This is a genomic window from Rhizobium viscosum (assembly GCF_014873945.1).
Lineage (GTDB): Bacteria > Pseudomonadota > Alphaproteobacteria > Rhizobiales > Rhizobiaceae > Rhizobium > Rhizobium viscosum.
This window is the reverse complement of record NZ_JADBEC010000002.1, coordinates 501205-526480: the sequence shown is the minus strand read 5'-3', so window position 1 is coordinate 526480 and position 25276 is coordinate 501205. Positions and strand designations below refer to the sequence as shown.

Here is a 25276-nt window from a genome sequence, read left to right as displayed (position 1 = left end):
ACCCAGATATTTTTTCGACGTTCTAATCGATGGAGGACTTTTTTGGAGACCTGGAACCTCACCACCTTAACGCGCCTGTTCGCCGCCGATCCCGAGGCACTCGGCGATGTGGATGTCGCCGTACCCGAACAGGGCGACGTCCTATGTGTCACTCTTAAGGAAAAAGGCGATCTCGACGTCTTCGTGGCGGTGAGCGGGGAGCGCGATATCCTCGTCAGCGTCGTTCTGGTGCCGTGCAAGGACATACCCAATCGCGAAGCCTTCGAACGCATGGTGCTCAAGACGCACAAGTTCGTGCCGCTCTCGAGTTTCGGCATTACCGCGATCGACGGTGAGGAATGGTATGAATTGTTCGGCTCGCTCTCTGCACGCTCGTCCGCCGACACGGTGGTTGAAGAGGTCGCAATTCTGGCGGCCAATGCCGTAGATGCGGCACACATGATTGAAGAATGGAAAAGCGGGGAGATTGCGGCGTGAGCACCTGGGGAAAGATTTTCACTGCCATTCGCGGCGGCATTAATGAGGCAGCGGAAGCTGCCGCCGACAACCAGTCCATGCGCATCCTTGACCAGGAAATCCGCGACGCTGAACAGTCGCTGCGCCGGGCGCGATCCGACCTGGCCGGTATCATGGCGTCCAACAAGAGCGTTATGCGCCGACTTGACGAAAATCGCGCGAAGGAGACCAAGGATACCGACAGCGCCCGCGCCGCGATTTCGGCGGGCCGCACGGATCTCGCTCAGGGCCTTGCCCAGCGCATCGCCACGACCCGTACCGAAGTGCAGCGCGACCAGGAAGAACTCGATCGGCTGCTGCCCCGACAGCAACAGATGCTGCGGACAATCCAGGACACCGAAGCACGCATAGCCCAGATGAAGCGCGAGGTGGAGAACGTCAAAGCCAACGAGTCACTGCTGCGCGCGCAGTCGGCGATCGCCCATAACCAGTCGGGCATCAATACCCGTCTCGGGAGCGCCGTGGAAAGTCTCGAACGCATCAAGAAACGCCAGGAAATCACTGCCGGCCGCCTCGAAGCCGGTGCTGAACTGGCCGCCCTGGAAAACGGCGGCGATCTCGATCGTCAACTGCGCGAAGCCGGCATTGGCGGCTCGAGCCATTCGGCCGACGATATTCTTGCCCAACTGATGCTGCCCAGGCAGTCGGCCGAGCCCGTCCTGCTGCCGGCGCCTACCGGCACCAAAGTCTGACAATCGTCAGCGAGCGGCAGCCTTGGCTGCTGCTCGCTGGAGCGTATCCGCATTTGGTTGGATCGGAAGGGATCCCGCTTTTGGCTGTTTTGTGATCCAGGATGCTGGCTGGAGTGGAGGCCGGCATCAAATGGCACGACGTCATCTCAAATCACCTTCGTGAGCATCTTGTTGACGCAATTGCTACCGGTGAGCGCTGCCGGGCGGTTGTTGTGCGGTTTCGTATTATCGTGTCTTCGGGGGGGAAATGATCGCAACGATATCGTTCGAGCGGATCAACCAGATGCCGCATCTGGCCGCGCGAAAGGTGAAGGTATCCCAGATACGGCATGGCAGTTCCTGCGGCGTGAGAGATTGTGCTTCAAAGAAACGCTGTTCGTCCCCGAGCAGGCGCGTGCCAAGTCGCGCGGCGGCGATACCTTTCCATCGGCGATTGACCACGCCCGGAACATTGTCATAATAATTTTGCACACGTGCTCAATTTTGTCATTCGGTCGTTATGTTCGCCCCCTAGAGCGGGATACGCCACGTTTTCGTGGGGCGATTGGAACGGCCATCAACATCAGTGATGACCCGTCAAGAGGCCTCACACTGCTCTTCTAGGGAGACGAAGAAGATGACCATTTTGCCGACACTGAAATCCCTTGCCGTTGCGGCCGCAATCCTGGCTTCGACATCCGCATTTGCGCTTGCCAAGGACGTCACCATCAACGTCTGGGCCGGCGGCACCGGTCCGAACGACGTCTACCGCCTCGACGCCATCGAGATCGCGGCCCAGCAGCTGCAGCGCCAAGCCGCCCTCAAGGGCGAGGACCTGAAGATCACCGTCGAGAAGAAGGCCTATTCCGGCTGGGACGACTTCAAGCAGGCACTCACCCTTGCCGCTGAGGCCAAGACCGCCCCCAATATCGTCGTCAGCGGCCATGAGGACATCGCGCCTTGGTCGCAGGCCGGCCTCATCGTTCCGGTCGAGGATTACGTCGATCTCGACGCCTGGCCGCTCAACGGCATCTACGAGAACCTGCTGCAGATCGCCTCCTACAACGGCACTGTCTATGGCATTCCGCAGGACGCCGAATCCCGCCCGATGTTCTTCTGGAAGCCTTACATGAAGGCAATCGGCTACAGCGACGCTGATCTCGACGCACTGCCGCAGAGCGTCCAGGACGGCAAGTATACGATGAAGAACCTGCTCGAAGACGCCAAGAAGATGCAGGAAAAGGGCCTCGTTCAGCCCGGCTACGGCTTCTATCCGCGCACCAGCAACGGCCCCGACTACTGGCAGTTCTACACCTCGTTCGGCGGCGCGATGGAAGAAAACGGCAAGCTCGTCTTCGACAAGGCCGCCATGACCCGCACCTATCAGTTCTTCGCCGACGCCGTTAAGGCAGGCGTCACCAAGAAAAACCACATCGGCATGCCCGGTGATCAGTGGTGGAAGGAAGTCGCCACCGGCAAGGCCGGAATCTGGGATGGCGGCACTTGGCACTATGCCCGCCTCGTGAACCAGGAAGGTCTCAAGGACTTCTTCGCCAACGTGATCTTCACGCTGATCCCGGCCGGCGAAGGCGGCAAGGCCAACACGCTGACCCACCCGCTTGTCTATCTCCTGACCGCAGGTCACGACAAGGAGGACACCGATATAGCAGCCCAGTTGATCACGATCGCCTCTGAGCCGCGCATCAACGCGCTGCACGCGGTCAAGTCGGCCCATCTCGGCATTTCCGAGGCGGAATCGGAAGTCGACTTCTACTCGGCCGACCGCTGGACCCGCGAGGCCACCGAGCGCCTGCTGCCGCATGCCAACGCCATGCCGAACAATTCCGATTTCGGCAAATATTGGAACATCATGTGGAAGAATCTCGAAGCATCCTGGACCGGTGCCAAGAGTGTCGACGCCGCCGTCAGCGACGCCGAGAGCGAGCTGAAGAGCACGCTCGGCGACAAGATCGTCATCCGCTAAGGTCCCAACACCCTTCCGGGCGGCGGCGAACCCGCCGCCCGGTCGGCCCCCGCGAGGAGGCTTTCATGAAATCGTCCAGAAAGCTCGGACTGGTGATGATCGCGCCTGCGGCGATTATGATCATCCTCTTCTTCCTATTGCCGGTCGTTCTGACGGCGGTCTTCTCGATGACCAACATGACGACCGCGACGGGCATATCAGGCGGCGTCTACCAGATCGCCCCCAATTCGCTGATCACGCTGAAATCGACGATGCCCGACATCGCCGCAGAATTGGCCGAACCGCGCTATGCGATCGATGAGGCGGGCCTCAAGGCCGTCGAAGGCCTCGGACTGGCGCCAGGCATCGCCGCGGAATTGCGCGCCAAACACGCCGGCGAGGTCTTCCCGACGCGGCGCGAAGCCGAGCGCATGATCAAGGATCTTGCCGAACGGCCTTCGACGCGCGACGTCAAACAGATTTCCGAACAGTTCAACCGCTCCGTCGTCAACACACGCTTCGACAGCAAGGAAGAGCTTTTTTCCGCTCTTGATACGCTGGGTCTGAAGCTGACGCCGGAACAGAAGGAAACTGTCGCTCAGGCCACCTATACCGGCTGGACCTGGACGACCGATAACTTCTCGCGCATCGCCAGCTCGCCCGACATGGCGCGTGTACTTTTGAATACGGCGCTCTACGTCGCGCTGGTCTTGACGCTGTTCAATGTCGGCTACGCACTGCTGCTGGCGATCTGGACGCATTACATGCCGCCGACGCCGGCCTCGATCTTCCGCGGCATCTGGCTGCTGCCGCGCATCACCCCCGTCGTCATTTACGTTATGCTGTGGAAGTGGCTCGCCTGGGACACCGGCTTCATTTCCGTGCTGATGGGCAAGTTCGGCTATCCCCCGAAAAATTATCTCCTCGACACCGCCTATCATGCCTGGTTCTTCGTGGTGCTGATTAACGGCTTCATCGGTGCCTCGATGGGTATGCTGGTCTTCTCATCGGCGATGAAGGCCATTCCGAAGAGCCAGTTTTATGCGAGCGAGGTCGACGGCGCCTCGCGCTGGCAGCAGATCCGTTACATCATCCTGCCGCAGATGCGTTGGCCGATCCTCTTCGTCACCTGCTATCAGACCCTGTCGCTGCTTGCCTCCTTCAATGAAATCCTGCTCGCCACCAATGGCGGGCCGGGCAACGCGACCGAGGTCTGGGCGCTCTCCGCCTATCACACTGCGCTCAGGAACTATGCCGGCAATCTCGAATACGGGCTGGGTGCCGCCATGGCGCTGGTGCTCGTCGTCATCGGCGTGACCCTGTCGCTTCTTTATCTGCGCGTCTTCAACTACGGCACGCTTGTCGCCAAGCCCCTGATCGAGGATTGACCATGGCCGAACGCTCGCAGCCCTCGGCAAATTACCGCAACTGGCCTGTCCTAACGGCACTGACCATCGTCAGCCTGCCGCTGCTCCTGATGTATGTCTATCTCTTCCTCGACACCGTGACGGTGAAGCAGCCGGATGCCTTGCTGCCCTCCGGCTTGACGCTCAATCACTGGCGCTTCCTATGGCAGACGACGGCGGGCAAGGCGAACATCTGGCAGGTGACGGTAAATACGCTGCTGTTTTCGGCCTGCACCACCAGCCTGGTGCTCATCGTCTCGTCGATGGCGGGCTATGTGCTCTCGCGGCTCAATGTACCTGCGCGCGGCTTCTTCCTTGCCGGCGTCATGGTGCTGCACGCTTTCCCGTCGGTGACGCTGATCATCGCCATCTTCATCGTGTTGCAGATGATCGGTCTCTACAATTCATTGATCGGCGTGATCCTGGTGAAAGCGGCGATCGATCTGCCGCTCGGTATCTGGTTGATGAAGGGTTTCTACGACACGGTGCCCTGGGAAATCGAAATGGCCGGCGTCGTCGATGGCGCCTCGCGTTTCCGTGTCTGGCGCAGCCTCGTGCTGCCGCAGGTCAAACCCGGCATCATGGCGCTCGGCCTTTTCTCTTTCCTCTCCGGCTGGGGCGAGTTCATCCTGCCGCAGGTGCTGGCGCCGGGCAATCAGGTGCAGGTGCTGTCGGTCTATCTCGCCGGCTTCCTTGCCGACGACAACAACTACGATTTCAACATGTTCAAGGCGGTCGGCCTCTTCTACCTCATGCCGGTGCTGATCGCCTACGCACTCTTCAACAAATACCTCATGAACATCTACGGCGGCGGGAGCAAAGGCTGATGCGCATCCTCCTCGACAATTTTTCGAAGAGCTTCGGCTCTACCAAGGTCATCGAGAACATGAAGCTCGAAGTCGGCAGCGGCGAGATGCTGGCGCTGCTCGGACCCTCGGGGTGCGGCAAGTCCACGACGCTGTTTGCCATCTGCGGCATCCATCGACCGACCGGCGGCCGCATTCTCTTCGGCGACCGGGACGTCACCGACCTGCCGAGCCAGATGCGCAATGTCGGCGTCGTTTTCCAGTCCTATGCGCTCTATCCACATATGACGGTTGCCGAGAATATCGGCTTTCCGCTGAAGGTGAAGGGCGTCAATGCGGCCGATATCCGCAAGGAGGTCGAGCGCATTTCCGGCCTCGTGCAGATCGGCAATCTGATGGAGCGCCGGCCGGCGCAGCTTTCCGGCGGCCAGCAGCAGCGTGTGGCGCTTGCCCGTGCTCTGATCCGCAAGCCGGATGTGCTGCTGCTAGACGAGCCGCTTGCCAACCTCGACGCGAAGCTTCGCCTCGAAATGCGCTCGGAAATCCGCCGCATCCAGCGCGAGACCGGGATCACTGCCGTTCTCGTTACCCACGATCAGGTGGAAGCGATGAGCATGTGCGACCGCATCGCGATCATGAAGGAAGGCGAGATCGTGCAGATCGCCACACCCTCCGAAATGTACAACGACCCGCGCACCTCCTTTGTCGCTGGCTTTCTCGGCAATCCGCCGATCACCTTCCTGCGCGGCGTCATGAAGGACGGCGCTTTCGCCATGCCGGAGAGCGAGATCCGCGTGCCGGTATCGGTCAAGGCTGCGGAAGGCACCAGGCTGACGCTCGGTGTGCGCCCCGAACATTTTAATCCGGCCGGCGATGTCGCCGTTCCCGGTAAGGTCACTTTCGCCGAAACGCAGGGTCGCGAGAACCTTTACGACGTCCGGCTTGCCAGCGGTTCGTTGCTGCGTTCCATTCAGCCTGTTCGTAACGACATCACTGTCGGCGATGACGTGAAATGGGCAATCGACAGCCGAGGCGTGTTCGTTTTCGACGAAGAAGGCCGGAGGCTCTGAGCGATGCGTGATTTCTCGTCTTTCTTCGAGCGCTATGGCTGGCCGTCAAACAAGGGAAGCCTGCCGTTCTGTATCGGCCATCGTGGCGCCAGCGGCCATGAGCGGGAAAATACACTGGAAGCCTTCCAGCGTGCCGCCGAACTCGGCGCGGAAATGTGGGAGCTCGATACCCAGCTCACCAAGGATGGCGTGGTCGTGGTCTCCCACGACGATCATCTCGAACGTGTCTTCGGCATCGACAGGCGCATTTCGGAGATGACGGCGGCCGAGCTTACCGCCCTCGAAAGTGTCAACGTTCCGACTTTCGAGGCGGTCGCAGCTCTCGGTCGGCGGACCAATACCGGCCTTTACATCGAGCTCAAGGCGCCCGGCACGGGACCTTTGTGCTGGAAGCATCTCAAGGAAAAGAACCAGCGCTTCGCCTGTCTTGGATCCTTCGACGCCGCACAGGTGCGCGAACTCCGCGAAGCCGGCTGCGACTATCCTCTCTCTGTCCTGATCCGCGTCGGCCATGATCCGCATGCGGCTGGCGACGAGGCAGGCGCCGATATTCTGCACCTCTGCTGGGAAAGGGCCGGCGAACGGCCGCAGGATTTGGTTACCGATGAACTGACGCAGAGAGCCTTTGGCCAAGGTCGCGAGATCGTGCTCTGGCACGAGGAGCGGCCGGCCATCTTGACGGACATCATGAAGCTTCCGGTGCTCGGCATCTGTACGGATCTGCCCGATCTGATGCGCCCGGCCGCCAGGGATGAGAAGCATGGCCGACAAGGATAACAAGGGGCCGAGAAAGGTCACGTCCTTCGATGTGGCGCGTGTGGCAGGCGTCTCACGCGCTGCCGTTTCGCGCGCCTTCACGCCGGATGCAAGCGTTTCGCCGAAGACGCGCGAGAAGGTCTATCAGGCGGCCAAGGAGCTTGGCTATCGGGTAAATTATCTTGCCCGCAGCCTTACCAACAAGCGCTCTGATCTCGTTGGCCTCGTTGCTGCAGGCCTCGACAATCCGTTCCGCACGATGCAGATCGAGCATCTGGCACGTGTATTGATCGCCCGCAATTTCCGCCCGATCCTGTTGCCGACGTCGAAGGAAGCGGACACCTCTGATGTCATCGGCCAGCTTCTGCATTATGCAGTCTCAGGCGTTATCGTCACGTCGGACGCGCCGCCGACGGAGATTTGCGAGCAATGTGCTGCCGAAGGTGTGCCGATCGTACTTATCAACAAGGGCGACGATATCCCGTTCGTCGACCGCATCATATCCGACGACCGGATGGCTGGCCACGTTGCCGCGACGCATCTGCTGGAAAACGGCGTCAGGGCGCCGGCGGTAATGGCGGCGCCCGCTATCTCCTATACGGCACGGCGGCGCAGTGAAGCCTTCATGACCACCTGTCGGCAGGCTGGCCTCGAGCCGCGTATGATCGAATTGAAAATCAACGATTATCGGAGTGGCTATGACGCAGCCGCCGACCTTGTGTCGCTCGGTATCGACGGGCTGTTCTGCGCCAACGACTATATGGCCTGCGGCGTGATCGATCGCGTCATGAAGGGGCTTGGTCGTGAGGACCAGCCGCCGTTCCGCATCGTCGGCCACGATGACATTCCACAGTGCAGCTGGTCGGCCTATGACCTTACAACCATCCGCCAGCCGTGCGATTTGCAGGCCGAACAGACCGTCGATCTGCTGATGAGCAGGATGGCCGAACCGGATATGACCGCCCGCGTCGAATTTACCCCCGTGACGCTGATTAAAAGAAGGACTGCTTGATGAATTCCGCATTCGATACCTCCGCTCTGACCGCGCGGGCGGAGGTCGCAATCGACGTGGCCCGCAAGGTTGGACGCGAGGCTGCGCGCTTCAGGCGTGAAGGAAACTCCGGCGCGTTGCATGTCGAAAACAAGGGCTTGCAAGATTTCGTTACCGTCGCAGATAGGCAGGCAGAACAGGCTATCCGCGAAGGGCTGCTGGCGCGCTTTCCTGACGACACATTCATGGGCGAGGAAACCGGCGGCAAATCCGGCTCTGCCGGTACCTGGGTCGTCGATCCCATTGACGGCACGACCAACTATATCCGTGGTTTCCGCCATTGGGGTGTTTCAATCGCCTTCGTTGTTGGTGGCAAGGTAGAGATCGGCGTGGTCTACGACGCGGCCAACGACCAGGTTTTCTCCGCGATCCGCGGCCGCGGCGCCCTCAAGGAAGGACAGCCGATCCACGCCGCTCCGACGACGGATCCCGCCAATGCGATCGTTGTGCTCGGCCATTCGCGCAAGACGAGCTTCGACGACTATGCGGCGCTTTCCAAGCGGCTCTACGAACGTGGAATGGATTATCGCCGCATGGGTGCAGCGGCAGTCGATCTGGTACGCGTGGCTGAAGGTGTTTCCGACCTCTTCTACGAACGGCATCTGAATGCCTGGGACATGCTGGCTGGCGCGCTGATCGCCGCGGAGGCCGGCGCGAAGGTCGCCATTCCGCCTGTCGCCATGCTGCTGGAGGACGGCGGTCCTGTTATCGCCCATTCGCCTGGACTGGCAGAAGAATTCGCCTTCCTCGTCGAGTTCGAAGGTCTTGCGGGCTGATCAGCCCGCCGCCCGCTTTAACCATGCCCGCTCGGTCGCCAGGGCTTCGTCCGTGGTGATCTGATCCGGCTTCAAAGCGACCAGTGCCGAGAAGTTCGTCCACTCCGTATCGCTGAAACCGCCGTCGGGATCCTTCAGCGTGAAGGTCCATGCGTCGACCCGCTTGGCCTCGCTGTGGCAGAGCGCGATCATATCGAGGCCGGCCTTTGCGGCATTGAGCAGCATCGGCCAGTAAAGGTAGATTGTTTCCGGCTCCGTCGGCCCGCGCAGATCGACAAGCAGTTGCTTTTCGACCGCCTTCCAGCCTTCGGCTTTGTAGATACCGCTGAGCTTGTCTGTGGGGTCGATGCCGCGGCGCAGATGCGGCAGCTTTTCCTTGACGGCGAGGATCAATTCCAGACTTCCGGCGCTGACAATGACGGAGGCGGAAATCTGCTGCAGGTGTTCAGCAAGATGGGCGATGCCCTTTTCACCGATCACGTCGTAATCGTCCTTCATGTCGAACTGCAGCAATGCGTTCGGATGGGCTGATTGCAGCATGGCTGCCAGATCCTCGCTGGTGAGGAGCGGGCGATTGCCGTCCTTCATGCGTAGGTCACGCAGATCGGCAAGGCTTTTTTGGGCAATGATGCCGTGCCCGGACGTCTCGCCCTCCAACTCCTTGTCATGCAGCACGACGAAACCGCCATCGGCGCGCACCCTCAGATCAAGCTCCATCGAGGCGCCGGCCTTGAAGCCGTCTGCCATGACTTCAGCCGAAAACAGCGGGTCGGCCATGCGCCGGCGCAGCCGATGCCATTTCAGCAGGATCACATGGCTCTCGAACGCTATCTGAAGCCCGCTTGCGTCTGCCATTCCATCATCCTCGGCCTATTCGTTTCTGCCTCTTCGTGCATCGGAAGGATCCGATTCTCAAGGGCCGGCGGCAGATTAAACCCGATCTCCCGACAGCCGCTTCTCTTGCACCGGACATGGCCTTTTTCGTGGGCCAGTCTTCCGATGGTATCCGCATGCAGTGTAATAGCGAAAATTAGAATACTAATTTTATAGACAATATTTCCTGCGCCGGCGATCCGTGAGAGAATCCAAGCTCGGTTTTCCAGGAGGTGGCGTATGTTTGCGGCATTCAAAACTTTCCTAGCGAAGCTTTTCCGGAGCCGTGACCACGCAGCGCCCGAAACACCTCGCCGCGCTGCGGGAGAAGATTCCGAAAGCCGTCTGCGTAGCCTGCGGGAGGAAGAACTGTTCTTCTGGCAGCCAACGCCGAACTCCTGGTACTGAGGAGCAATCAGCCGCAATAGTTCTTCGTGACAGCTTCCGAAGCGGCGCCGATATTCGCCGGGAACCCGGCCTGCCGAAGTGCAGCGCCATAAGCCACGACATTTGCAAGCACGGTGGGGAAGCTTGCCCGCGCGCCTGTGTGGTTGATACGTATGAGGTGAGACAAGCCCGTCCCGACACCGAGCGTCAGTTCGACGCCCAAGCCTGCCGCAAAGCCGGTCACAGAGGTGGATTCAAGTCCTGACGGCAGCGAGACCGTCGTCACCAGGTTCGATCCCTGTTCGGCCGGCACCCAAAGGCTCGTGCCCAGCGCTGCAAGGCCGGCTCGGCTCGCCGAAGCGGCTTTCTCATGGCGGGCGACGATCTGCGCCAGCCCTTCGGCCTCGACCTGGTCGAGGGAGGCTTCCAGCGCAAAGAATTCCAACGGTGCCGGCGTTCCCGGCAACGCGCCACAGCCGGCATCCACCCAAGCCTTCAGGTCAGCCAGCGACAAGATCGAATCCCGCGGTGCGCCGTCATGGAGGACCAGTTCCCAGGCATGCTGGCTGACCGACAGCGCAGAAACGCCCGCCGGCCCGCCCAGTGCTTTCTGTGGACCGATCACGGCGATATCGATACCCAACGCATCGACATCGAGCGCGTGGCCGCCGACGGAAGCAACGGCATCGACTATCGTCACAATGCCTCGCGCCTTCGCGAGAGCGATGATCTCCGGCAATGGATTGAGGATACCGCTTGCCGATTCCGCGTGGACAAGCGCCAGTGCGCTGACATTGGGGTTGGTATCCAGTGTGACGGCGATCGCGTCGAGCTCGATCGGCAGGCCGGGCTGAGCGACGATATCGACGACGTGAGTGCCGCCGCGCCGCAGCCATTGTCCAAACCAGTTGCCATAGGGGCCGGTGACGATGTTGAGTAAAGAGAGGCCAGGTCTGGCAAGGCTGGTTGCAACGGCTTCGAGCGCCACCACGGCCTCGGCCTGCACCAACAGAACGTCGTTGTTCGTCTTCAGGATCCCGCCGATGCGGCGGGCGAGGGCGGCGTAACGTTCAGCCGGATAGACCGGGGTACCATAGAGCGGGTTCCAGGCGACTTCGGTCATGCGCAGCTCCATCAAACGGGTTCGGTTACAAGGCGTGGCACCGCCGCGACGAGCCGGCGCGCCGCATCGGATCGCGGCGCATTGACGACATCCGCTGCCGGTCCCTCCTCGACGATGCGGCCGGCATCCATAACGGCGATGCGATGCGAAATCGCGCGCACCACCGCAAGGTCATGGGATATGAAGAGATAGGCAAGGCCATGCTCGCGCTGCAGTTCTACCAGCAATTCGAGAATGCGGCCACGAACCGTCACGTCGAGCGCGGAAACGGCTTCATCCAGCACCAACAGTGAAGGCCGCGTCGCGATAGCGCGGGCAATGGCGACGCGCTGTCGTTGGCCGCCCGAGAGTGTGCGAACCGGGCGGGGAGCGAGGGTTGCGTGCAGGCCGACGCGTTCCAGCAGGGCAGCGATATCCGCCGGCCGCTGTTTCCTGTCGGCAATGGCGTGGATCCGCAGTGGATCGTCGAGAACGGAGGCGACGGACGCCAATGGGTTGAAGGCTGCAAGTGGATCCTGAAACACCATTTGCATGCGCGCACGCCTGCGTCGCAGCTCAGCTCCTCGAAGCGCAAGCCAGTCTTGTCCCTCGAAGCTGATAGAGCCGGAATCAGGCTTCAGCAGGCGCAGAAGGACGCGCGACAGGGTCGATTTTCCGCTGCCGGATGCTCCAACCAGCCCCAGGGTTTCGCCGGCTGCGATTGTCAGCGAAACAGTGTCGAGAGCCGCAACCTGCCGACCGGAACTGGAGTAGGCCTTGGAAAGTGCATTTACGCTCAGAAGCCCGGTCACGACATCACCTCGGCAATCAGCGGCGGCGTGGAGAGATCGCGATGATTGGCGATCAGGGCAGCGGTGTAGCTATTGGCCGGCGATGACAGCACCGACCGGACGGGGCCGGCTTCCAACAACGCTCCACCGCGGAAGACGGCGACGCGATCGACGAAGCCGGAGGCGAGCGCGATATCATGGGTAATGAAGAGAAGCGTCATGCCTTCCTCGCGCACCAGGCTGTCGAGAAGTCCGACGATCTCGGCCTGCACCACGACATCGAGTGCGCTGGTCGCCTCATCGGCGATCAGCAGGGCGGGTCTGGCTGCAATCGCTGCCGCAATCGCCACGCGCTGCCGCTGGCCACCCGAGAGCTGGTGCGGGAACGCGCGCATGTTTGTCGGCTGCAATAGGCTTACGCGCTCCAGCAGCTCCTCGGCGCGTGCATAGGCCTGTCGCCAGCCGAGGCCCAGGTGTCGTCGGGCACCCTCCGCAACCTGCTCGCCGATCGTCAGCATTGGATTGAGGCTGGTGCCGGGGTCCTGAAAAACAAAACCGAAATCACGGCCGGGAAGCGGAGCATGGCCGAGCGCCGGCCAGCTTATGTTGCCTTCGATCCTTGCCTGTACCGGCAGAAGGCCGGCGAGCGCCCGGGCAAGCGTACTTTTGCCGGATCCGCTTTCGCCAATGATCGCCAGCCTCTCGCCTCCGACTAGATCGAGGTCGATGGATTTCAGCGCCGTCTCCTGTTCATAACGGACGGAAAGCCCTTTGACGCAGCAGAAGAGAGCGGTCATCGCGGCCCTCCACCACTGTCGAGCGCCTTGGTCAGGCCCTCGCTGAAAAGGTGAACGCCAAGCACCGTGATCGCCAATGCCAGGCCGGGCAGCACCGAAAGATAGGCGGCCGAGCGGAGCACGCTGCGGCCTTCGGCGATCATCGAGCCCCATGTGGCAAGGTTGGGATTGCCGAGACCGAGGAAGGAAAGTGCTGCTTCCGTGAGGATTGCGCCGGCAACGATTGTGGCCGACAGCGCCAGCACGGGCGGCAGCGCATTCGGCAGGATTTCCTTGAAGGCGATCTCGGCCGGATGCATGCCGATCACACGTGCGGCAGCCACATAATCCCGTTCGCGGATGGACAGGACTTGCGCCCGCGTCAGCCGCGCAGGATCGGCCCAGGCTCCGAGCGCGATGGCAAAGACGATGACAGGTACCGAGACTCCGATGATGCTGACAAAGGCGAGCGCCAGCAGAAAGCCGGGAACAATCTGGGAAGCATCGACGACGCGCATCAATGCCTCGTCGATGACGCCGCCCGCAAAACCGGCGGCCATGCCGACGAAAAGCCCAAGCACCATAGCGGAGAAAGCTGCGGCAATGCCGACGGCCAAAGAAGTCCGCGCACCATAGAGCAGGCCTGCGAGCACATCGCGCCCCAGCCTGTCGGTGCCGAGTGGCAGGCCCGTATCGGTAAACGGTGTGAGCATCGCCCGCCCGGCAATCCGGAGCGGATCTCCTGGCGACAGGACCGGCGCCAGCAAGCCGGCGGCAAGAAGGACTGCAAGGATGGCAAGCCCGATCACACCTTCTGGCGTTTGAAGGAGACGGCGCAGCAGGGTCATGCTCGGCCCTCCGACGCGCCGATGCGTGGATCGAGGGCAGCGTAGACCAGATCGACGATAAAATTGACGCAGATGACGAGGACGGCGCTCGTGACAATGATGCCCATCAGAAGCGGCGCATCCCGGCCATTGACGGCTTCCTGCGCCAGCCTGCCGAAGCCCGGAATGGCAAAGACGCTCTCGATGACGACGCTGCCGCCGAGCATGGCCGCGGACTGCAGGCCGAGCATGGTGACAAGCGGCAGCAACGCATTGCGCGCCACATGCCGAAGCACGATGCGGCTGCGCGACAGACCTTTTGCCCGGGCAAACAGCACGAAATCGAGCTTACAGGCTTCCGCCATGCCAGAGCGCATGATGCGCAGGAACAGTGCGAGATAGATAAAGGCGAGCGCCCCGACCGGCAAGGCAAGATGCTCCGCTACGTCGAGCACGCGTGATAGCCCGGTCTTGCCGGAGGCGATGGTCTCGATGCCGGCAATCGGCAGCCAGCGCAACTTGACGGAAAAGAGGATGCTGAGCACCAGACCAAGCCAGAAGCTCGGGATGGCATAGATGATCAGCGAGCCGATCGAGAGAAAACGATCCCGCAGGCTGCCAGGTTTTGTACCGGCAAGGATGCCGAGCGCCGAACCGAGGCCGAAGGAGAGTGCCGTAGCACTTCCCATCAGGAGCAGCGTGTTCGGTAGTCGCTCGACAATCAGATCCCGTACCGGCCGGTTGAAAGCGACCGACCAGCCAAGATCAAGGCGGGCAAGCGACGACAGATAGAGCCAGAGGCGAGCCAAGACCGATTGGTCGAGGCCGTAGCTTTCCCGCAGCGACCTGATGAGCGCCGCATCGCCGCCGCCAATCGAACCGAGATAGGCATCGACGGCATCTCCGGAGGCGGATTCCAGAAGGAAGAAGCTGAAGATCACGACGATCAACAGCACCGGGATGCTGCTGATGATCCTGCGTCTCAGGAGGAGAAGTGCACGTTTCACGCCGGACGAGGCCTCTGCCGCAATTGCGCCTTCGACACTATCACGACTGCAGCGCGGTATCGCCCCAGTTCGAAACTGCCCATCGCGGATTGTCCGAAACGTTCAGCACCGTGTCGCGGGCGACCGTGATGAAGCCCCATTCGGCGACATTGATCAGCGGCAGTTCGGCCACCACAAGCTGCTGGAACTTGTAATAGAGGTCGGTGCGCGCTGCAGGATCCACGGTCACGGCTGCCTGTGCGATGATCTTGTCGAGCTCGGCGCTGACATAGCCGCCCTGGTTTGAGAAGGGCACGCCGTCAGGTGTTCCGGACTGGACGAGAATGGTGGTCGAGATGGCCGGATCGCCACGGAAGACCGGCGGACCGACGGCGATATCGAAGTCGTGGTCAGTATAGACGGCCTTTTGATGGGCCGCCGCATCGGCATTGACGATGACGGCGTCGATGCCGACGGCAGCAAGTGCCTGGCGCAGGTAATCACCGAACTGACGCGTCTCGTTGAAATAGGGCGCCGGCCGCAGCTTGAGCTGGAATCGATTGCCGTCGGGGCCTTTGGTATAGCCGCCCTGGTCCAGCAACTCGTTTGCCGCCTCCACGTCGAAATTATAGTTGGCGACATCGGCCGTGTAGAATTCTTTCGAATTCTTCGGAATAGGGCCGGTGGATTCTGTCGCATAGCCGAGGAAGATCGTATCGACGACGAACTTCTTGTCGATCGCGTGGGCGATCGCCTGACGGACCCTGAGATCGGAGAGTTCCTTGCGGCGATGATTGATCTCGATGACGAGCTGATAGGTGAGCGCCTCATAGCCCTTGGAGATCACCTTAATGCCCGCAACCTTGGAGATGCGGTCGAGATCGGCAAGCGGTACGGCCGAGAAGGCGGCGAGATGGATTTCCTCGGCTTCGAGTGCGGCTCCGGCCGAATCACGATCCGGCAGCACGCGATAGACGATTTCATTGAGCTTCGGCTCGCCCTTCTGCCAGTAGTTCTCGTTGCGCGTCAGCCGGTAATATTCGCTGGGCTTGTATTCGGCGAACTTGAACGGGCCGGTGCCGACAAGCGTATTGTTGGCCGGGTTCTTGGCGATATCGGTACCTTCAAAAATATGCTTGGGAACGACGCTGGTGACGGCTGGAAGCGCATTGCGGATGAGCTGGAAGGGCGTCGGCTTCGAGAAACGAAAAATCGCGGTATGGTCGTCGGGTGTGTCGACCGCTTGCAGATTGGCGAAGACCAGACGACCGAGGTTCTGGAGCGGCTTCCAGACGTTGAGCGCCGAGAAGGCGACGTCGGCCGAGGTGAATGGCTTGCCGTCATGCCAGGTGGCGTTGTCGCGCAGCTTGAAGGTGACGGAGAGCCCGTCGGCTGAGCCTTCCCAGGACGTGGCGAGACGTGGCGCCAAGCCATCCGAGCCTTCGTAGGAGGCCTCCGCGAGTGGCTCGATCACCTTGCTCGCGATGAAGAAGACGCCGTTCGAGGCGACGATGGCGGGGTTGAGATTCTTCGGCTCGGAATCGGCGGCAACGATCAGGCGCCCGCCGGCCGGCACGTCCTGCGCCAGCGCAATACGGGACAACGCCGTCGTTCCGAGAAGCAGCGCCGTGCCCTTCAGCAGGCCGCGCCGAGAGATATCTGCAATAGTCATGCCCCCTCCTGATACCCAAGAAATTCAATGAACTATATTCGAGCTGAAACCGTAAGTGTGACAGGAATTAAATTCGAACAGGATGGCCAGGCGAGATATTTTTTTGTCACCCAGCCATTATTTTTTAACGGCCGCCAACGGCGAACCGCGGTGTGTCGATACCGAGGTTGCGATACGCCGCTCCCGGATGCGGAGCAACCAGCCGCGGCCCCGCACCGCCAAGCTTTTCGCGCAACGTACCCTGCCGGTATTCGGTCTTGTAGACGCCACGCTTCTGCAGTTCCGGCACCAGTAGATCGACGGTGTCTTCGAAGCTTTCGGGCGTCACCGCATAGGCAAGGTTGAAGCCGTCGACATCGGTATCTTCGACCCATTCCTGCATGAGATCGGCGACCGTCGACGGCGAGCCGACGAAGACCGGACCGAATCCGCCGACGCCCACCCAATCGGCCATTTCGCGCACTGTCCATTCCTTGTCCGGATCGATGGTCGTGAAGGTTTCGACGGCCGATTGCACGGCATTCGTATAGCGGTGGCGCAACACCTCGTCCGGACCGAACTGGCCAAAGTCGATGCCTGTCCAGCCTGATATCAGCGTCAGAGCCCCTTCAAACGAAGCGTATTGGCGGTACTCGTTGAACTTGCGCTGCGCCTCGGCATCGGTCTCCCCAAGCACGACGGTCTGCAGGTTGAAGGCAAGGATTTCGCGCGGGTTACGCCCCTGCCGTTCGGCGGCCTGGCGGACATTGGCGACATAGCGCTTCAGAACCGTCTTGGAGGGCGCAGCCACGAAGATGCATTCCGCATGCGCGCCGGCAAAATCCTTGCCGCGGCTGGAGGCGCCGGCCTGATAGAGCACGGGCGTGCGCTGCGGCGACGGCTCGCTCAGGTGAATGCCGGGAACGGTGAAATACTTGCCGGAATGGTTGATCGGATGGACCTTTTCCGGATGGGTGAAGATGCCGGTCTCACGGTCGCGGACGACAGCATCGTCCTCCCAGCTTCCCTCCCAGAGCTTGTAGCAGACCTCAAGATATTCGTCGGCGAGATCATAGCGGTCGTCATGGCCGGTCTGTGCCGGCTGGCCGATATTGAGCGCGCCACTGTTCAGATAAGAGGTGACGATGTTCCAGCCGACGCGGCCCTTGGTCAGGTGGTCGAGCGTCGAGATGCGCCGGGCGAATGTGTAGGGATGCTCGAAGGAGAGCGAGGCCGTCAGCCCGAAGCCGAGATGTTCGGTCTCATAGGCCATGGTCGGGATGAGTTGCAGCGGATCGTTGACCGGCACCTGCGCCGAATGGCGAAGTGCGGCATCCACATTGCCGTTCAGGACGTCATAGACGCCCAGCACATCGGCGATGAAGAGGCCGTCGAACTTACCGCGCTCCAGCGTCTTTGCCAGATGCACCCAGTAATCGAGATCCTTGTAGGTCCAGGACTTGTCGCGCGGATGGCGCCAGAGCCCCAGCGACTGGTGTCCGACGCAATTCATGTCGAAGGCGTTGAGCCTGATTTCACGGGTCATTTCATTCTTCCTGCATCTGCCGGCGAGGTGCGGTTCAGGCGCCGACGGTTTTCCTGTTGATGAAGCTGAAGGCGAGCACGGCAAAGATGAGCGTGCCGGTGCCGACCTGCTGCCAGTAGAAGTTCAGGCCCGTCAGCAGCAGGCCGTTGGCAACGATGCTGAGGAGCAGGACACCGAGGACGGTGCCGAGGATATTGGGCCGGCTGAGTGGCGACAGCGTCGTGCCGATAAAGGTCGCGCCGATGGCGTTCAGCAGGAACGCATTGCCGGAAGAGGGGATGTAGACCGTCACGGTCGCCGTCAGGATAAGGCCGGCAACGGCGGCAATCAGCCCGGCAAGAATGAAGGTGGCGGCAACAGGGACGCCAAGCCCGATGCCGGAATAGCGCACGACGCTTGGCTGAATGCCGATCGAGACCACCACCCGCCCGAAACGGGTCCAGGCAAACACGGCTGCTGCACCGGCAATGACGACCGCGGCGATCACCAGCGGAACGGGCACATTGGCGATCGTACCGTGACCGACGAAGCGGAAGGCATCCGGGACGCCGGAGGGCGGGAGATAAACCGGATTGCCGCCATTGGTCAGCAATTGCTGGATACTACGGCCGATGAAGAGCGTACCGAGTGTCGCCAGAAATGGTGCAACGCCGATCACGGACACGAGAACAGCATTGAACACGCCGACCAGCGCGCCGGCTGCAATGCCGGCGAACAGCGCCAGCGGCACCGGCTGGCCCGCCAGAACGAGGGAGACGAAGGCGAAGCTTGCAAAATCGACGGCCGTGCCGACCGACAGATCGATGCCGCCTGCGGAGACGGCGAAGGTCATGGCGATCGAGACGATGGCGAGCAGCGTGAAATTGTTGACGAGAATGCTCTGCAGGTTGCCGGGAGTGAAGAAGGTTGGCGCCAGGATCGAGAAGACAGAGAAAACCACGATGAGCGCCACGATCAGGCCAAAGCGTGCGAGGCCGGCGAGCGAGCATCCGGCTGAAGTCGAGGCGGACATGTCAGATCTCCCGCTTGCGCAGCAATGTCGTGGCCGACACGACGATCAGGATGAGAAGGCCCTGCACGCCGCTGACGAGCGTGCTCGGCAGGTTCAGGAGCTGGAAGCCGTTGGTAAGGAAGCCGATGAACAGTGCCGATATCAGCGTTCCCGGAACGGTCGGAACCAGCCGCCGCGAAAAGACCGAACCGAGCAGCGCGATGACGACGACAGGCAGCAGCGCTTCGCCCGAGCCGGTCGTGCTGCCGCTGAGATAGGAAACAGAGAGGATGCCGGCAAAACCACCGCAGAGCCCGCTGGCAATGAAGGCCCCGGCAAGCAGTCGCTTGAGCGGCAGGCCAGCGGCGCGCGCTGCATCCGGAAACTCGCCGACAGCATAGAGCCTCAGACCGACCGGCGTATATTGCACGATGGCGGTGGCAATTGCGGTAAAGCCGATCAGCACATAGGCGAGAATGGGAATGCCGAAACTGTCGGAAGCCGAAATCGCCGTGAGGAAATCGGTCGCGGCGGGCACGACGGTGTTCTGCGTCAGGACAAGTTCGAAGCCGGCGACGACATTCATCACTGCGAGCGTTGCTAGCAGCGGGACGATGCCCGCGAGTACGATGGCGACAGCGTTGACTGCACCGATCGCAACACCGGTCAGCAAGGCCGCTGCCGCCGCTATTGCGTCACCATAGCCAAGCTGGATCAGCGTCGCATAGACTGCGGCACTCAGGCCCATATTGGCCGCCAGCGACAGGTCGATGCCACCGGTGACGACATTCGAGCCGCCGGCGATCAGCACTACAGTCAGGCCGATCGCCAATACGCCCGAAATGGCGGACTGGCCGAGAACATTGCCGATATTGCCGATCGACAGGAAATACGGCGCCGTTAACGAGAACACGACGAGGATGGCCGCAAAAGCAAGCAGCGAGCCAAAGCGGAGCACCGCGACCGCTGCAGCGCTCTTGGATCGCATCACGGGTTCGGAGGGGGCGGCGGGAAGAGGCGCGAAGTGAACGTCAGCCGACATGGCGCAATCCCTCCGAAGCGCCGGTCGAGATCGACAGGACTTCATCCGTTGTGGTTTTCGAGGAGTCGAGTTCTTGGATCAGGCGGCCGCGGAAAAACACCAGAATCCGGTCTGTGATGCCGACGAGTTCCGGCAGGTCGGAGGACAGCACGATGACGCCGGCGCCGCGTGCCGCAAGCTCGCCGATCAGCGCATAGATCTCAACCTTTGAGCCGATATCGACGCCGACGGTCGGTTCATCCAACAGGTAGATTTCCGACTGGCGGCTCAGCCATTTGGCAATCGCCACCTTCTGCTGATTTCCGCCCGAGAGTGTGCGGACCAGTGCATCGCGCCCGGCCGTCTTGATCTGCAGCCGCTTGATCAACTCCTCGGTATCGGAGCGTTCACGCTTGCGATTGAGAAAACCGAAACGGCTGTAGCGGGCAAGGCTTGGTAGCGTGACATTTTCGGTCACGCTGAGATCGAGGCCGACGCCGTGTCCGCGACGATCCTCGGGAACAAGCGCCAGCTGGCGGTCGACCGCTTTTGCGGGGCTGCGGGACTGCGCAACTCGTCCCTCGATTTCAATTTCGCCGCTTGCGGCCTGTTCCAGACCGAAAAGCGTGCGGATCAGATCCTTGGCGCCGGAGCCAAGGAGGCCGGTGATGCCGAGCACCTCGCCACGCCGCAGGCTGAAACTGACATCGTCAAATCGGTTGGGTACTGACAGCCCACGGATGTTCAGGATCGCTTCGCCGAGGTCTACTTGGCGCTTGGGGAACATCTCGGCAATATCGCGCTCGATCATCAAGCTGGCGATCGCCTTGGCCGAGGTTTCGCCTATCGGCAATGATGCGACATCCCGACCGTTGCGCAGCACGGTGACGTGGTCGCAGAGTTCCTCGATCTCGTTGAGGTAATGCGAGATGTAGATGATGGTCACGCCCTCGTCGCGCAGCCGGCGGATCAGGCGGAAGAGGATTTCAGCCTCGCGCCGCACCAAGGCAGCGGTCGGCTCGTCGAAGACGAGTACTTTCGGCTGATGGAGCAATGCGCGCGTAATCTGGACGATCTGCCTTTCGGCGGTCGAGAGTTCGCCGATAAGAGCGTTCTTCGGCAGACTGATCCCGAAATAATTGGCAAGCAGCTCGCTGGCGCGCTTCTGCATCGCCCGACGATCGAGAAACGGCGTTGCTGCAAATCGCGTCTCGCGGCCGAGGAACAGGGCCTCGCCGACGGTGAAAGTCGGAACCAACAGCCTGTCCTGATGGATGAAATGGATGCCGAGCTCTTCGTTCAGATGCGGCGTCAGCCGATCATAGGCTTTGCCTTCGATTTCAATCGTGCCCCCGTCTGCGACATGCAGCCCGGCAAGCAACTTGATCAGCGTCGACTTGCCGGCGCCGTTTTGTCCGACGAGGCCGTGGACGGTGCCGCGGCGTATGGCGAGCGATGCGTCGGCGAGCGCCTGGGCGCCGCCGAAACGCTTGACGATGTGATCGAAGCGAATGATGACATCGTTATTGTCGGTCGCTTGCGTCGGGACGGGTTCAGTCATGATGCCGCTTTCCAGGGACATGCAGACCCTGCGGCGCTAGCCGCAAGGTCTGCCTTGATATCAGCCGATGCCGAGCTTCTTGATGATCTCGGAGACGTTTTCCTTGTTGGCGAGCAGCGCCGGAACATAGGTCTCGCGCGGGAGCGTCTGGCCGGCGAGCAGCTTGGCGACATTGCGGACTGCGACACGGCCGATTTCGGCGGGCTGCTGGGCAGCATCGGCGCCAGCCGGAGAGTTCTTGTCGGCAACGAGCTGGAGAACCTCCGGGCTACCATCAACGCCATAGGTGCGGATCTCGTTGCGGCCGGCGGCGGCGATCGCCTGCGTCGCGCCGAGCTGCGGAATATCCCAGGCCGACCAGACGGCCTTGATCGAGCCCTTGTCCGGATATTTGTTGAGGATCGCGGTGATCTGGGTGAAGGCGTCCTGAACCGTATTCGGGATGACGTCGCGCAGTTCCGGCTGGATGATCTTCACCTTCGGGAAATACTTGATGACATTGACGAGCTGGTCGTAGCGGATGGCGCAGGGTGTGACGCCGTAAAAGCCGTTGAAGACGACGATATTGCCTTCCCCGCCTATATCGGAGACGAGCTGCAGGGCGAGATCCTTGCCGATGCCCCAATTGTCCGATGTCGTGTTGTTGATCGAGTTGGTCGAGCCGACATCGACCGTCAGTACCGGAATGCCGGCGTCGCGAGCCTTCTTCAGCCAGGGATCAATGACGCTGAGCGTACCAAGGATCTGCACGAGCGCATCCGGCTTCTGGGCGACAAGTGTCTGAAGCTGGGCGATCAGCTTGCCGTCGTTGCGGCCGGCATCAACCGCAATCGGTTCTCCGCCGAGCCGCTTCACCTCTTCGATTTGCGCATTGTAGACCTGAAGGTCGAAATAATGGTCGGTGCCGGTGGCGCTGATGGCAATCCGCTTGCCCTTCAGGGAAAGTCCCTCGTCGTCAGCCCTTGCGGCCGGCGCGGTCAGCATGCTGGCGCCTGCAAAGGTGGCACTGGCGACCGCCGCAAGTTTCAAGATTTCACGGCGTCCGAAGCCGCCTCCAAGTCCTTCATTCATAACGATACCCTCTCGATTTGATAGTCTGTAAATTATATAGATTTTGATTACATAAGAGGTACGTTATTCCAAAAGAACGCGGCCGTAGGAAATTTTCTAAAGCCAGATCCTGCTGTCAGCGATCGGTGTTACGACCGAGGCCGTAGGTCAGAGCCAGCGCCCCGACGAGTACCGCGCCCTTGACGAAATCCTGCGTATAGTAGGGAGCGTTGAGCATCGTCAGTCCATTCAGCAGCACGCCGACGAAGACGGCGCCGGCGATGGTGCCAAGCACGTTGGGGCGGCGCAGATTGAGAACGGCGAAGCCGATCAGGGCGGCCGCAACCGAGTCCATCAACAGCGAGCCGCCGGAGGAGACGTCGCCGCGCCCGACACGGGCCGCGATCACGATGCCGCCAAGGGCGGCCAGAGTTCCCGAAATGACATAGGCGAGTGTCTTCAGCCGGGTCGTAGACGCGCCGGCCAGCCGTGTCGCCACCTCATTGCCGCCGGTGGCGTAGAGCAGCCGGCCGATGCGGGTGCGTTCGGTCAGCACGAAAAGCACGATGGCGACGACGGCCATCAGCACCACGGAAACGGGCAGGGTGGCAAACAGGCTGTAGCGGCCGATCAGCAGGAAAGCCGGATCATATGCGCCGGTCGCCTTGGACCCGTCAGGCAGGACAAGCCCTGCTGAGATCGACCGCCCTGCCGTCGGGATGAGCTGCAGACCCGACAGCAGGAACATCATGGCAAGCGTCGCGAGCAGATCCGGCACGCGCAGGCGCACGATGAGCAAGGCGTTGATGAGCCCGATCGCGGCGCCGAAGGCAAGCACCAGCGGCACGGTCGCGAAGACGTCGAGATGCCAGACGATCATCGCATAGCTCGCGGCCATGACGCTGGAGGCGGCCACAGCACCGATCGAGAGATCGAAGCCGCCGACGGCAAGCGTTACCGTCACACCGGCGCCGAGGATCGCAACAACCGATACGGCCTGCAGGATGCTCATCAGGTTGCCGATGTTGATGAAGGCAGGTTGGGCGATGGTGAAACCGATCAACATCAGTCCGAGCAGGATGAATACCGCACCGGCGCGCAGAAAGCTGCCGAGTGCCAGAGTGCGGCTATCCTCATTATGGCTCTGAGGGACGGTGCTGGTCTTTGGCAGGGCCTCTTCGTCAATGGTCGTCATGCGGAAATTTCCTGTGGAGCTGAAGAAGAGGCGATATCGACGAGATCAGGCAGCAAGCTGTGGTGGTCGATCGCCAGGATGCGATCGGCGACCTCATAGGCCTCTTCGGGATCGGATGTGGCGATCAGCGTTGCGCAGTCGGTGCGTGCCCGGATCGCCTGGATGATGTCATGGCGGGCGCCGACATCGACACCCTGGAACGGCTCGTCGAGCAGCAACAGCCGGCTCGGCTCCGCCTCCCAGCGGGCGATGACCGTCTTCTGCTGATTGCCGCCCGACAGAATCCAGATCGAGGCGAGCGGACTTGGGGCTTTGATGCCGAGCCGCGATATGGCCTGTTCCGCTTCGCGCCGCTCGCGGCCACCGAAAAGCAGGCCGCTCGGATACCATTTGGCAAGATGCGGCAGGCTGATGGTGGCCGCGAGTGAATTGCCGGGCCAGGCGGCCGGCATCAGCGAGGAGCGATGGCGATCCTCTGCCGCCATGGCGACGCCTGCGGCAATCGCCTCGCTCGGCGATTTCGGCCGGTATGGCTTGCTGTCGAGTTGCATGGCGCCACCAGCCAAGTCTCGAACGCCGAATATCGCCGACAGCAGGCGGCTTTTGCCGGCGCCCAGCACGCCGGTGATGGCGACGACCTCGCCTTCGTGCAAGGTCAGATCGAAGGGCTTGCTTGACGGCAGAAGTCGAATGCCGCGCATCTCGAAAATCGCTGAGCCTGTCACCGCGCGGGCGTCCGGCCGCGCTGCTTCAAGCCTGCGGCCGATCATCGTTTCAATCGCTCCGGAAAAGTCGATAGGGCGATTGAAGCTGCCGACGATGCGGCCGCCGCGCATGACGAGCGCTCGATCTGCGATCGCCTCGAGATCGGCGGTTCGGTGGGAGATATAGAGGATGGCAAGGCGCTGCGCCCGCAAGGTGAGCAGGATGTCGAACAGGCGCCGGCTTTCGTCCGCCGAAAGGCTTGCGGTCGGCTCGTCGAGGATCAGCAGCTCGGCCTTGTTGGCAAGCGCCCGGGCGATCGCAACCAGCTGCCTGTCGGCGGCGGTCAGATCGCCGAAATCCCGGTCGAGCGGTAACGAGAAGCCGGCGGCATCGAGCATGGCGCGCGCTTTGCGCCGCACGCTCGTCCGAGAGAGAAAGAACGGCGTGCTGCCCTCCGCGAAGCGATGCAGCAGCAGGGCATCGGCAACCGTCAGCCCCGCCGCTCCGACAAGATCCGTCGATTGATGCACGGTGACGACGCCGGCCTTTGCCGCCTCGGATGGCGTTTTTGGCGAAAAGGGCCGGCCATTAAGGCTGATTGTGCCGCCGTCAGCCGCAAGGACGCCCGAGACAATTTTCACGAGTGTCGATTTGCCGGCGCCATTGGCCCCCATTAGCGCGACGATCTCACCCCGCTCGATAGAGAATTGAGCGCCTGAAAGCGCGCGCGTGGACCCGAAACTGCGGGTGATATTGTCGACTTGAAGGAGCGGCATCGGGCAAATCCGGGTCTGCTTTT

Annotated in this window: 23 protein-coding genes; 9 read left to right on the top strand and 14 right to left on the bottom strand. The window is 61.5% G+C overall.

Translation table 11 applies throughout. From position 1 onward, the window contains the following. The first annotated feature begins 42 nt into the window (after positions 1-42). The 9 genes from H4W29_RS23330 (at position 43) to H4W29_RS23290 (ending at position 9015) form a co-directional block, all read left to right on the top strand. On the top strand, positions 43-477 hold the full coding sequence (locus H4W29_RS23330) for a YjfI family protein (RefSeq protein ID WP_192731237.1): 435 nt from the start codon (positions 43-45) through the stop codon (positions 475-477). Next, the gene (locus H4W29_RS23325; RefSeq protein WP_192731236.1) at positions 474-1208 is read left to right on the top strand and encodes a PspA/IM30 family protein; all 735 of its coding nucleotides are present in this window, start codon (positions 474-476) and stop codon (positions 1206-1208) included. Before H4W29_RS23330 ends, H4W29_RS23325 begins: the two co-directional genes overlap by 4 nt. 616 nt (positions 1209-1824) lie before the next feature. Beyond that, positions 1825-3171, top strand: coding sequence for an ABC transporter substrate-binding protein (locus tag H4W29_RS23320; RefSeq protein WP_192731235.1), 1347 nt, complete (start codon positions 1825-1827; stop codon positions 3169-3171). Positions 3172-3236: 65 nt separating this feature from the next. Beyond that, on the top strand, positions 3237-4538 hold the full coding sequence (locus H4W29_RS23315) for a carbohydrate ABC transporter permease (protein ID WP_192731234.1): 1302 nt from the start codon (positions 3237-3239) through the stop codon (positions 4536-4538). A gap of 2 nt (positions 4539-4540) precedes the next feature. After that, entirely contained in the window at positions 4541-5383 is an 843-nt protein-coding gene (locus H4W29_RS23310) for a carbohydrate ABC transporter permease (protein WP_192731233.1), read from the top strand. Further along, positions 5383-6432 carry an ABC transporter ATP-binding protein gene (locus tag H4W29_RS23305; RefSeq protein WP_192731232.1) on the top strand — a complete coding sequence of 350 codons (1050 nt, stop codon included), beginning with the start codon at positions 5383-5385 and terminating at the stop codon, positions 6430-6432. Before H4W29_RS23310 ends, H4W29_RS23305 begins: the two co-directional genes overlap by 1 nt. A 3-nt stretch (positions 6433-6435) precedes the next feature. Then, the gene (locus H4W29_RS23300) at positions 6436-7209 is read left to right on the top strand and encodes a glycerophosphodiester phosphodiesterase (protein ID WP_192731231.1); all 774 of its coding nucleotides are present in this window, start codon (positions 6436-6438) and stop codon (positions 7207-7209) included. Continuing rightward, the gene (locus H4W29_RS23295; protein WP_192731230.1) at positions 7193-8200 is read left to right on the top strand and encodes a LacI family DNA-binding transcriptional regulator; all 1008 of its coding nucleotides are present in this window, start codon (positions 7193-7195) and stop codon (positions 8198-8200) included. The genes H4W29_RS23300 and H4W29_RS23295 overlap by 17 nt, the downstream gene beginning before the upstream one ends. Beyond that, positions 8200-9015 (top strand): inositol monophosphatase family protein, encoded by an 816-nt coding sequence (locus H4W29_RS23290; RefSeq protein ID WP_192731229.1) that lies wholly within the window; start codon positions 8200-8202, stop codon positions 9013-9015. Before H4W29_RS23295 ends, H4W29_RS23290 begins: the two co-directional genes overlap by 1 nt. On the opposite strand, the gene H4W29_RS23285 is transcribed toward H4W29_RS23290, so the two are convergent. The 14 genes from H4W29_RS23285 to H4W29_RS23220 form a co-directional block, all read right to left on the bottom strand. Beyond that, complete coding sequence (locus H4W29_RS23285) at positions 9016-9870, bottom strand: glycerophosphodiester phosphodiesterase (protein ID WP_192731228.1); 855 nt, start codon at positions 9868-9870, stop codon at positions 9016-9018. A gap of 433 nt (positions 9871-10303) precedes the next feature. Beyond that, positions 10304-11398, bottom strand: coding sequence for a pyridoxal-phosphate-dependent aminotransferase family protein (locus H4W29_RS23280; RefSeq protein WP_192731227.1), 1095 nt, complete (start codon positions 11396-11398; stop codon positions 10304-10306). An 11-nt stretch (positions 11399-11409) separates the two neighbouring features. Next, the gene (locus H4W29_RS23275) at positions 11410-12189 is read right to left on the bottom strand and encodes an ABC transporter ATP-binding protein (protein WP_192731226.1); all 780 of its coding nucleotides are present in this window, start codon (positions 12187-12189) and stop codon (positions 11410-11412) included. Then, complete coding sequence (locus H4W29_RS23270; RefSeq protein ID WP_192731225.1) at positions 12186-12965, bottom strand: ATP-binding cassette domain-containing protein; 780 nt, start codon at positions 12963-12965, stop codon at positions 12186-12188. The genes H4W29_RS23275 and H4W29_RS23270 overlap by 4 nt, the downstream gene beginning before the upstream one ends. Continuing rightward, positions 12962-13792 carry an ABC transporter permease gene (locus H4W29_RS23265; protein WP_192731224.1) on the bottom strand — a complete coding sequence of 277 codons (831 nt, stop codon included), beginning with the start codon at positions 13790-13792 and terminating at the stop codon, positions 12962-12964. The genes H4W29_RS23270 and H4W29_RS23265 overlap by 4 nt, the downstream gene beginning before the upstream one ends. Beyond that, a complete protein-coding gene (locus H4W29_RS23260) occupies positions 13789-14778 on the bottom strand; it encodes an ABC transporter permease (protein ID WP_192731223.1) in 990 nt (329 codons plus the stop codon). The genes H4W29_RS23265 and H4W29_RS23260 overlap by 4 nt, the downstream gene beginning before the upstream one ends. Before the next feature lie 40 nt (positions 14779-14818). Continuing rightward, entirely contained in the window at positions 14819-16429 is a 1611-nt protein-coding gene (locus tag H4W29_RS23255; protein WP_192731222.1) for an ABC transporter substrate-binding protein, read from the bottom strand. A 124-nt stretch (positions 16430-16553) separates the two neighbouring features. Continuing rightward, positions 16554-17954 carry an LLM class flavin-dependent oxidoreductase gene (locus tag H4W29_RS23250; protein WP_192731221.1) on the bottom strand — a complete coding sequence of 467 codons (1401 nt, stop codon included), beginning with the start codon at positions 17952-17954 and terminating at the stop codon, positions 16554-16556. A gap of 34 nt (positions 17955-17988) precedes the next feature. Continuing rightward, a complete protein-coding gene (locus tag H4W29_RS23245; protein WP_192731220.1) occupies positions 17989-18966 on the bottom strand; it encodes an ABC transporter permease in 978 nt (325 codons plus the stop codon). A gap of 1 nt (position 18967) precedes the next feature. After that, positions 18968-19987, bottom strand: coding sequence for an ABC transporter permease (locus tag H4W29_RS23240; protein WP_192731219.1), 1020 nt, complete (start codon positions 19985-19987; stop codon positions 18968-18970). After that, positions 19977-21527: a sugar ABC transporter ATP-binding protein gene (locus H4W29_RS23235; RefSeq protein WP_192731218.1), complete on the bottom strand. Its 1551-nt coding sequence runs from the start codon at positions 21525-21527 to the stop codon at positions 19977-19979. The genes H4W29_RS23240 and H4W29_RS23235 overlap by 11 nt, the downstream gene beginning before the upstream one ends. A 60-nt stretch (positions 21528-21587) precedes the next feature. After that, positions 21588-22598, bottom strand: a complete 1011-nt coding sequence (locus H4W29_RS23230) for a sugar ABC transporter substrate-binding protein (protein WP_192731217.1) — start codon at positions 22596-22598, stop codon at positions 21588-21590. Positions 22599-22713: 115 nt separating this feature from the next. After that, positions 22714-23772 (bottom strand): ABC transporter permease, encoded by a 1059-nt coding sequence (locus H4W29_RS23225; RefSeq protein ID WP_192731216.1) that lies wholly within the window; start codon positions 23770-23772, stop codon positions 22714-22716. Next, positions 23769-25253, bottom strand: a complete 1485-nt coding sequence (locus H4W29_RS23220) for a sugar ABC transporter ATP-binding protein (RefSeq protein WP_192731215.1) — start codon at positions 25251-25253, stop codon at positions 23769-23771. Before H4W29_RS23220 ends, H4W29_RS23225 begins: the two co-directional genes overlap by 4 nt. Positions 25254-25276: the final 23 nt, after the last annotated feature.

Excerpts from the sequence above, each read along its gene's own strand:
- H4W29_RS23300 (WP_192731231.1), top strand. The coding sequence starts at position 6,436 with ATGCGTGATTTCTCGTCTTTCTTCGAGCGCTATGGCTGGCCGTCAAAC.
- H4W29_RS23240 (WP_192731219.1), bottom strand. The coding sequence starts at position 19,987 with ATGTCGGCTGACGTTCACTTCGCGCCTCTTCCCGCCGCCCCCTCCGAA.
- H4W29_RS23220 (WP_192731215.1), bottom strand. The coding sequence starts at position 25,253 with ATGCCGCTCCTTCAAGTCGACAATATCACCCGCAGTTTCGGGTCCACG.
- H4W29_RS23265 (WP_192731224.1), bottom strand. The coding sequence starts at position 13,792 with ATGACCCTGCTGCGCCGTCTCCTTCAAACGCCAGAAGGTGTGATCGGG.
- H4W29_RS23255 (WP_192731222.1), bottom strand. The coding sequence starts at position 16,429 with ATGACTATTGCAGATATCTCTCGGCGCGGCCTGCTGAAGGGCACGGCG.
- H4W29_RS23310 (WP_192731233.1), top strand. The coding sequence starts at position 4,541 with ATGGCCGAACGCTCGCAGCCCTCGGCAAATTACCGCAACTGGCCTGTC.
- H4W29_RS23290 (WP_192731229.1), top strand. The coding sequence starts at position 8,200 with ATGAATTCCGCATTCGATACCTCCGCTCTGACCGCGCGGGCGGAGGTC.
- H4W29_RS23250 (WP_192731221.1), bottom strand. The coding sequence starts at position 17,954 with ATGACCCGTGAAATCAGGCTCAACGCCTTCGACATGAATTGCGTCGGA.
- H4W29_RS23320 (WP_192731235.1), top strand. The coding sequence starts at position 1,825 with ATGACCATTTTGCCGACACTGAAATCCCTTGCCGTTGCGGCCGCAATC.
- H4W29_RS23295 (WP_192731230.1), top strand. The coding sequence starts at position 7,193 with ATGGCCGACAAGGATAACAAGGGGCCGAGAAAGGTCACGTCCTTCGAT.
- H4W29_RS23230 (WP_192731217.1), bottom strand. The coding sequence starts at position 22,598 with ATGAATGAAGGACTTGGAGGCGGCTTCGGACGCCGTGAAATCTTGAAA.
- H4W29_RS23280 (WP_192731227.1), bottom strand. The coding sequence starts at position 11,398 with ATGACCGAAGTCGCCTGGAACCCGCTCTATGGTACCCCGGTCTATCCG.
- H4W29_RS23225 (WP_192731216.1), bottom strand. The coding sequence starts at position 23,772 with ATGACGACCATTGACGAAGAGGCCCTGCCAAAGACCAGCACCGTCCCT.
- H4W29_RS23305 (WP_192731232.1), top strand. The coding sequence starts at position 5,383 with ATGCGCATCCTCCTCGACAATTTTTCGAAGAGCTTCGGCTCTACCAAG.
- H4W29_RS23270 (WP_192731225.1), bottom strand. The coding sequence starts at position 12,965 with ATGACCGCTCTCTTCTGCTGCGTCAAAGGGCTTTCCGTCCGTTATGAA.
- H4W29_RS23315 (WP_192731234.1), top strand. The coding sequence starts at position 3,237 with ATGAAATCGTCCAGAAAGCTCGGACTGGTGATGATCGCGCCTGCGGCG.
- H4W29_RS23235 (WP_192731218.1), bottom strand. The coding sequence starts at position 21,527 with ATGACTGAACCCGTCCCGACGCAAGCGACCGACAATAACGATGTCATC.
- H4W29_RS23285 (WP_192731228.1), bottom strand. The coding sequence starts at position 9,870 with ATGGCAGACGCAAGCGGGCTTCAGATAGCGTTCGAGAGCCATGTGATC.
- H4W29_RS23245 (WP_192731220.1), bottom strand. The coding sequence starts at position 18,966 with ATGTCCGCCTCGACTTCAGCCGGATGCTCGCTCGCCGGCCTCGCACGC.